Origin of the sequence: Mycobacterium sp., assembly GCF_049280035.1 — a bacterium.
In the GTDB taxonomy this organism is placed as follows: domain Bacteria; phylum Actinomycetota; class Actinomycetes; order Mycobacteriales; family Mycobacteriaceae; genus Mycobacterium.
In genome coordinates this window covers 1-4,968 of the sequence record NZ_JBAPPI010000704.1, presented here as the reverse complement: position 1 = coordinate 4,968, position 4,968 = coordinate 1, and the positions used below count along the sequence as shown (strand labels likewise).

General features: G+C 66.1%; 7 protein-coding genes and 1 pseudogene. 3 read left to right on the top strand and 5 right to left on the bottom strand.

Translation table 11 applies throughout. From position 1 onward, the window contains the following. Positions 1 to 58 precede the first annotated feature (58 nt). From WAN71_RS22710 to purQ, 3 genes are all read left to right on the top strand, one after another. On the top strand, positions 59 to 730 hold the full coding sequence (locus tag WAN71_RS22710; RefSeq protein WP_422227490.1) for an ATPase: 672 nt from the start codon (positions 59 to 61) through the stop codon (positions 728 to 730). Positions 731 to 797: 67 nt separating this feature from the next. Continuing rightward, the gene (purS, locus tag WAN71_RS22705) at positions 798 to 1,037 is read left to right on the top strand and encodes a phosphoribosylformylglycinamidine synthase subunit PurS (protein ID WP_422227489.1); all 240 of its coding nucleotides are present in this window, start codon (positions 798 to 800) and stop codon (positions 1,035 to 1,037) included. After that, positions 1,034 to 1,708, top strand: a complete 675-nt coding sequence (gene purQ, locus WAN71_RS22700) for a phosphoribosylformylglycinamidine synthase subunit PurQ (protein ID WP_422227488.1) — start codon at positions 1,034 to 1,036, stop codon at positions 1,706 to 1,708. The genes purS and purQ overlap by 4 nt, the downstream gene beginning before the upstream one ends. A 125-nt stretch (positions 1,709 to 1,833) precedes the next feature. On the opposite strand, the gene WAN71_RS22695 is transcribed toward purQ, so the two are convergent. The 5 genes and pseudogenes from WAN71_RS22695 to WAN71_RS22675 all read right to left on the bottom strand — a co-directional run. Continuing rightward, a complete protein-coding gene (locus tag WAN71_RS22695) occupies positions 1,834 to 2,640 on the bottom strand; it encodes a lysophospholipid acyltransferase family protein (protein WP_422227487.1) in 807 nt (268 codons plus the stop codon). A gap of 381 nt (positions 2,641 to 3,021) precedes the next feature. Continuing rightward, positions 3,022 to 3,624 (bottom strand): methylated-DNA--[protein]-cysteine S-methyltransferase, encoded by a 603-nt coding sequence (locus WAN71_RS22690; protein WP_422227486.1) that lies wholly within the window; start codon positions 3,622 to 3,624, stop codon positions 3,022 to 3,024. Next, on the bottom strand, positions 3,611 to 4,123 hold the full coding sequence (locus tag WAN71_RS22685; protein ID WP_422227485.1) for an RNA polymerase sigma factor: 513 nt from the start codon (positions 4,121 to 4,123) through the stop codon (positions 3,611 to 3,613). Before WAN71_RS22685 ends, WAN71_RS22690 begins: the two co-directional genes overlap by 14 nt. Further along, positions 4,124 to 4,657 (bottom strand): methylated-DNA--[protein]-cysteine S-methyltransferase, encoded by a 534-nt coding sequence (locus WAN71_RS22680; protein WP_422227484.1) that lies wholly within the window; start codon positions 4,655 to 4,657, stop codon positions 4,124 to 4,126. Positions 4,658 to 4,743: 86 nt separating this feature from the next. Beyond that, a pseudogene (locus tag WAN71_RS22675) lies at positions 4,744 to 4,968 on the bottom strand (haloacid dehalogenase type II); the annotation flags it as partial.

Here is a 4,968-nt window from a genome sequence, read left to right as displayed (position 1 = left end):
GAATGGCCGAAATGCGTGAGTTGCATGTCTACGATTGTGCGCTCATGGGGTGCCTGGCATGCGGGTAGTGCTGGCGACGGTGCTGATCGCGGGCGGCCTGGTCGTCGGGTGCATGTCGTCGGTCGCCGCCCACGCTGACCAGGAGACGTGCCCGCCGGTGTGCGACCGGATCCCTGACACGGCATGGATCTCGTCGTCGGCAATACCAATGAACTCGACATACCGCTGGCCCTCGCTAGCCGGGGTGGCGGTACCGATGACCGGGACGGCGACGCCGCGGTTCCGGTTCGAGGAGGTGTGTGCGACCCCCGCCTTCCCGCAGGACACCCGCAACTCGGCGGTCGCCGGCCGGGCGATCGTGGCCAACCCGCAAGGTCAGTGGCAGTTGCAGGCCCAAGTCCTGCATTGGCGAGGAGACACGGCGCGCGGCGGCCAGAATGCGTTGTCGGTGTTCGGTGTGGCTGCAGCCGCGCTGCGCGGTTGCCAACTGGGGGCGGCGGCAGAGTCGCCATCCGTCACCTTCGACGAACCCAACCGACTGGCCGCGGTGATCAGCGGACCGGTGATCATGCGCACCTATCTTGTCGCGCACCCGGAAAACAGCACCATCAGCGAACTGACGCTGTGGTCGTCGGAGCCACCGCAGGTGCCTTGGCCGGTGATCTCTGACGCCCAAGTTCTGGACGCAATGACGTCGCCCGTGTGCGCGGCCTACATCGGCTCGTGCTAGCACGGTAGTCCGGGAATCGACCGGTAGAGTTGGGTCCGAGCAAACCGGATAAGTAGGAGGAGCGCGGGTGGCCCGGGTGGTTGTGCACGTGATGCCGAAGGCCGAGATTCTCGACCCGCAGGGTCAGGCGATCGTCGGTGCATTGGGGCGGCTTGGGCATGCTGGCATCTCGGATGTGCGGCAGGGCAAGCGGTTTGAGCTCGAAGTCGACGACAGTGTCGACGATTCGGCACTTGCCGAGATCGCCGAGTCGCTATTGGCCAATACCGTGATCGAAGACTGGACAGTAAGCCGGGAATCCCAGTGACGGCCCGTATCGGCGTCATCACCTTCCCCGGGACGCTCGACGACGTAGACGCCGCACGGGCGGCGCGGGTCGTCGGCGCCGAGGCCGTCAGCCTGTGGCATGCCGACGCCGACCTCAAGGGTGTCGACGTGGTGGTGGTGCCGGGCGGATTCTCCTACGGCGACTATCTGCGGGCCGGCGCAATCGCCAGGTTCGCCCCGGTGATGGGCGAAGTCATCGCCGCCGCCGGCCGCGGGTTGCCGGTTTTGGGGATTTGCAACGGTTTTCAGGTGCTGTGTGAGGCTGGGCTGCTGCCCGGCGCGCTTGCCCGAAACGCCGGCCTGCATTTCGTGTGTCGCGATGTGTGGCTGCGGGTGGCGTCGACGACGACGGCGTGGACGTCGCGGTTCGAGCTTGACGCCGACCTGCTGATTCCGTTGAAGTCGGGTGAGGGTCGCTACGTGGCCTCTGCCGAGGTGCTCGACGAGCTGGAAGGTGAGGGCCGAGTGGTGTTCCGCTACCACGACAACCCGAACGGCTCCCTGCGCGACATCGCAGGCATCAGCTCAGCCAACGGCCGTGTCGTCGGGCTGATGCCGCACCCCGAGCACGCCACGGAGGCGTTGACCGGGCCCTCAGACGACGGGCTCGGCCTGTTCTATTCGGCGCTGGACGCGGTGCTGGCTGCCTGATAGCGGTGGTCAGCGCAACGCGTGATCCGCCCCAAATCCAGCGCGCTGCCTTGCGTTGAAAGACCTGCAGCACTGCCTAATTCGTCGAAGGCCCCGATGATCGTGTCGGTGACCGCGGACACCGCTCAGCCCAGGATGGGGAACCGCCGCTGACCGGCTAGCCGCTTCAGCGCGGCATCCATCACCGCACGTACGTGGGCGTCGACCTCCTCGACATCGGGGTCGTCGCCGAAGCGAGCGATGACGTCGATGGGCTCCAGCACCTCGGTGACGATCTTGGCCGGCAATGGCAGGTTCGGCGGCAAGACCGCACTCAGGCCGAACGGGAACCCGAAGCTCAGCGGCAGGATATTTATCTGGGCTTTGGTCAGCCCCAGTCGGCGGGCCAGCCAGTTGCCACGGGTAAGGAACAGTTGGGTTTCCTGTCCGCCGATCGACACGATCGGCACAATCGGCACGCCGGCATCGATGGCGGTCCTTACGTAGCCGGTGCGGCCGTCGAAGTCGACGGTGTTCGCGCCCGACGTGGGCCGGTAGGAGTCGTAGTCGCCCCCGGGAAACACCAGTACCACCGCGTCCGAATGCAGTGCGGCGGCGGCATTTTCGCGGCTTGCCTTGATAGCCCCGAGGCGACGCAGCCAGCCGTCCAGTGGGCCCAGGAACAGGCCGTAGTGGGCTAGCGTGTATAGGGGGCGGTCGTAACCGAAGGCGTCATAAAAAGCCGGGGCGAAGATCAACACGTCCGGCGTGAACATGCCGCCGGAGTGGTTGGACACCACCAGCGCTCCACCGGCCGGCGGGATGTTCGCCATGTTTCGCACCTCGGCGCGATACCACCGCTTGATCACCGGTCCGACCGCGTTCGCGATCTGTTTGGTGAACGCCGGATCCCATTTGGCGATCTCGTGGTTGTCGGCCGTGTGTCCCTTCATGGTTCCCCGCTCGTTGCATGTGAGTTTGCTGCACCGGCGCGATGCCGGCTCCCCATCCGTGACACCGCGCCGATATGACATACGTTACTCTCAATTTCTGAGAATGTCATATCCGCAGCAGCGAGCAGCGCAGCCGGTCGCCGCGCACGAACCGCACGCAGGGGGAAGATGGTCGAGAAGGTTCTTGTCACAGGCGGTTTCGGGCTGGTCGGATCGCAGACCGTGCTCCATCCCTGCCATATCGCACTGCCATCAGCACCGCGGTTGAGGTCACGCAAAACGTCCGCAACGGCGTGCCTCCGCCTGTGGCCAGCCCCTACCCCGCGATGTAAGCGTGCCTGGTCGAATTCGACGGGTTGAACCAGAGCGATTGAGCTGACGTCACGCGACGCCCTCCAGTTCAAGGAGGGCTCGCTTGGCGGCCGGGCCACCGCGGTAGCCACCCAAGGCGCCGTCGGCGCGGACGACGCGGTGGCATGGCACCACGACCGGGATGGGGTTAGTCGCGCAGGTTGTTCCGACGGCGCGAACGGCCTTGGGAGAACCGGAAAGTCGGGCCAGGGTGCCGTAGCTGGCGGTGGTGCCGTAGCCGACGTCGACCGCCAGATGGTTCAGGACCACCCGGCGAAATCCTTTGGAGAGCTGCCAATCCAGCGGCACATCGAAGGTGCGGCGGCGCCCGGAGAAATACTCGTCCAGTTGGCGGGCGACGGCATCCAGCCGCTTCGGGGCGCGAAGCAGTCGCGAGCTGATGCGATCGGAGAGGTGTTGCAACACCGCGTCGTGGCCCTCGCTGCTGAAGGCCACGCGCACCAGCCCGGCCGGTGTTGCGGCAATCAGCAGGGCGCCGACGGGTGAGTCGACGGTTCGATACGCGACATCGAGAACGTCGTCGCGGTCGGCGGCGGCCGCCAGCCGGCCGCGCAGGCGGGTGATGTCGTCGTCATCGACGGGGTAGAGCGCGGCCAGGTCAACTGTGGTCATTGGTGGACTCCGTTTTTGGTGATGGGTCAATACGGTTGTGCGCGTGGGCACGTCGCAGTGCGGCGATGCCGTCGGCGGCCGCGCGCCGGGCGGCGGCCGCACTGCTGTCCAGCAGTGTGGCGATCTCGGCGTAGGGCAGGCCGGCCAGGTAGTGGTAGGCCACCGCCTGACGTTGTTTGGTCGGCAACGCGGCGACCGCCTCGGTCAGGTCAAGGTCGCGTTGCTCGGCGAGGTCGCACGACGGCCGATCCGGTGTGTCCGCGACCGGTATCGCCCGTCGAGACGTGGCGCGGTGGATGTCGATCGCCTTGCGGTGGGCGATGGTAACCAGCCACGCCTCGAGGTTGGCATCGACCGGTAGATCGGGGTAGGCCTTCATCGCCGCCAAGAAGGTGTCGGACCAGGCGTCGTCGGCATCAGCGTGGCCGAGGACCGCGCGGACCACCCGCAGCACGGTGGCACCGTGCTGCGCGACGACCTTCTCAAACGGCGGCTTCATCTACCACAGCGTTGCAGGCGAGGCCGGTATCGCCTTCTCCAGTTCGAGCAAGTGACGCTTACGATCCAGGCCACCGGCGTATCCGGTGAGTTTCCCGGTGGATCCGACCACTCGATGGCAGGGGATGAGGATCGACAGCGGATTTTGGCCGACCAAGCCGCCGATATCGCGGGGGCTGATGTCGCCTCCGACCCTGCGTGCCAGCTCACCGTAGCTGGTGGTTTGGCCGTAAGGGATCTCGGTGAGTAGCTGCCAGACTTGCCGTGCCATCTCGCTGCCGGGCGGGTTGAGCGGCAGGTCGAAATCCCGACGCTTGCCGGCGAAGTACTCGGCCAGCTGGGCAATGGCCTCATCGAAGCCGTGATCCTCGTTTGAGTCGACCTGCGGCCCGAACGCATTCCGGTCGGGGCGGGTCCAGTGACCGGGGTAATACAGCCCGATCAGGGCGGTGTCGTCGTGCACCAGCGTCAACGGCCCGATAGGTGAGTCGACGATGACGTGGCGAGTCGAAATCGTGGCGGGTGCGGTAGACATGGGGTCCTCCGGAGTTCGTCGGAATCGCTATCTACCCGGTAGACGTGTGGTGTGCCCGGTTTGTGAGGTTGGCCGAAGCGTCGGCATCACGACGCGCAAAGTTGCTGGGCGAAATCGCGCAGATCATTGGCGACGATCGCCGGCTGCGGCAAGTCGGGGATTGGTAGCAGTGCATTGCCGGGGCGGGTGATCAGCGCGCCGCTGAAACCCGCAGATTGCGCACCGATGGTGTCCCAGACGTGGGCGGCGACCATCATGCATTCTGCCGGGGTCACCGCGAGTTCCTCGCACACGTACCGGTACACCGTCGG

Excerpts from the sequence above, each read along its gene's own strand:
- WAN71_RS22710 (WP_422227490.1), top strand. The coding sequence starts at position 59 with ATGCGGGTAGTGCTGGCGACGGTGCTGATCGCGGGCGGCCTGGTCGTC.
- WAN71_RS22695 (WP_422227487.1), bottom strand. The coding sequence starts at position 2,640 with ATGAAGGGACACACGGCCGACAACCACGAGATCGCCAAATGGGATCCG.
- WAN71_RS22690 (WP_422227486.1), bottom strand. The coding sequence starts at position 3,624 with ATGACCACAGTTGACCTGGCCGCGCTCTACCCCGTCGATGACGACGAC.
- WAN71_RS22685 (WP_422227485.1), bottom strand. The coding sequence starts at position 4,123 with ATGAAGCCGCCGTTTGAGAAGGTCGTCGCGCAGCACGGTGCCACCGTG.
- WAN71_RS22680 (WP_422227484.1), bottom strand. The coding sequence starts at position 4,657 with ATGTCTACCGCACCCGCCACGATTTCGACTCGCCACGTCATCGTCGAC.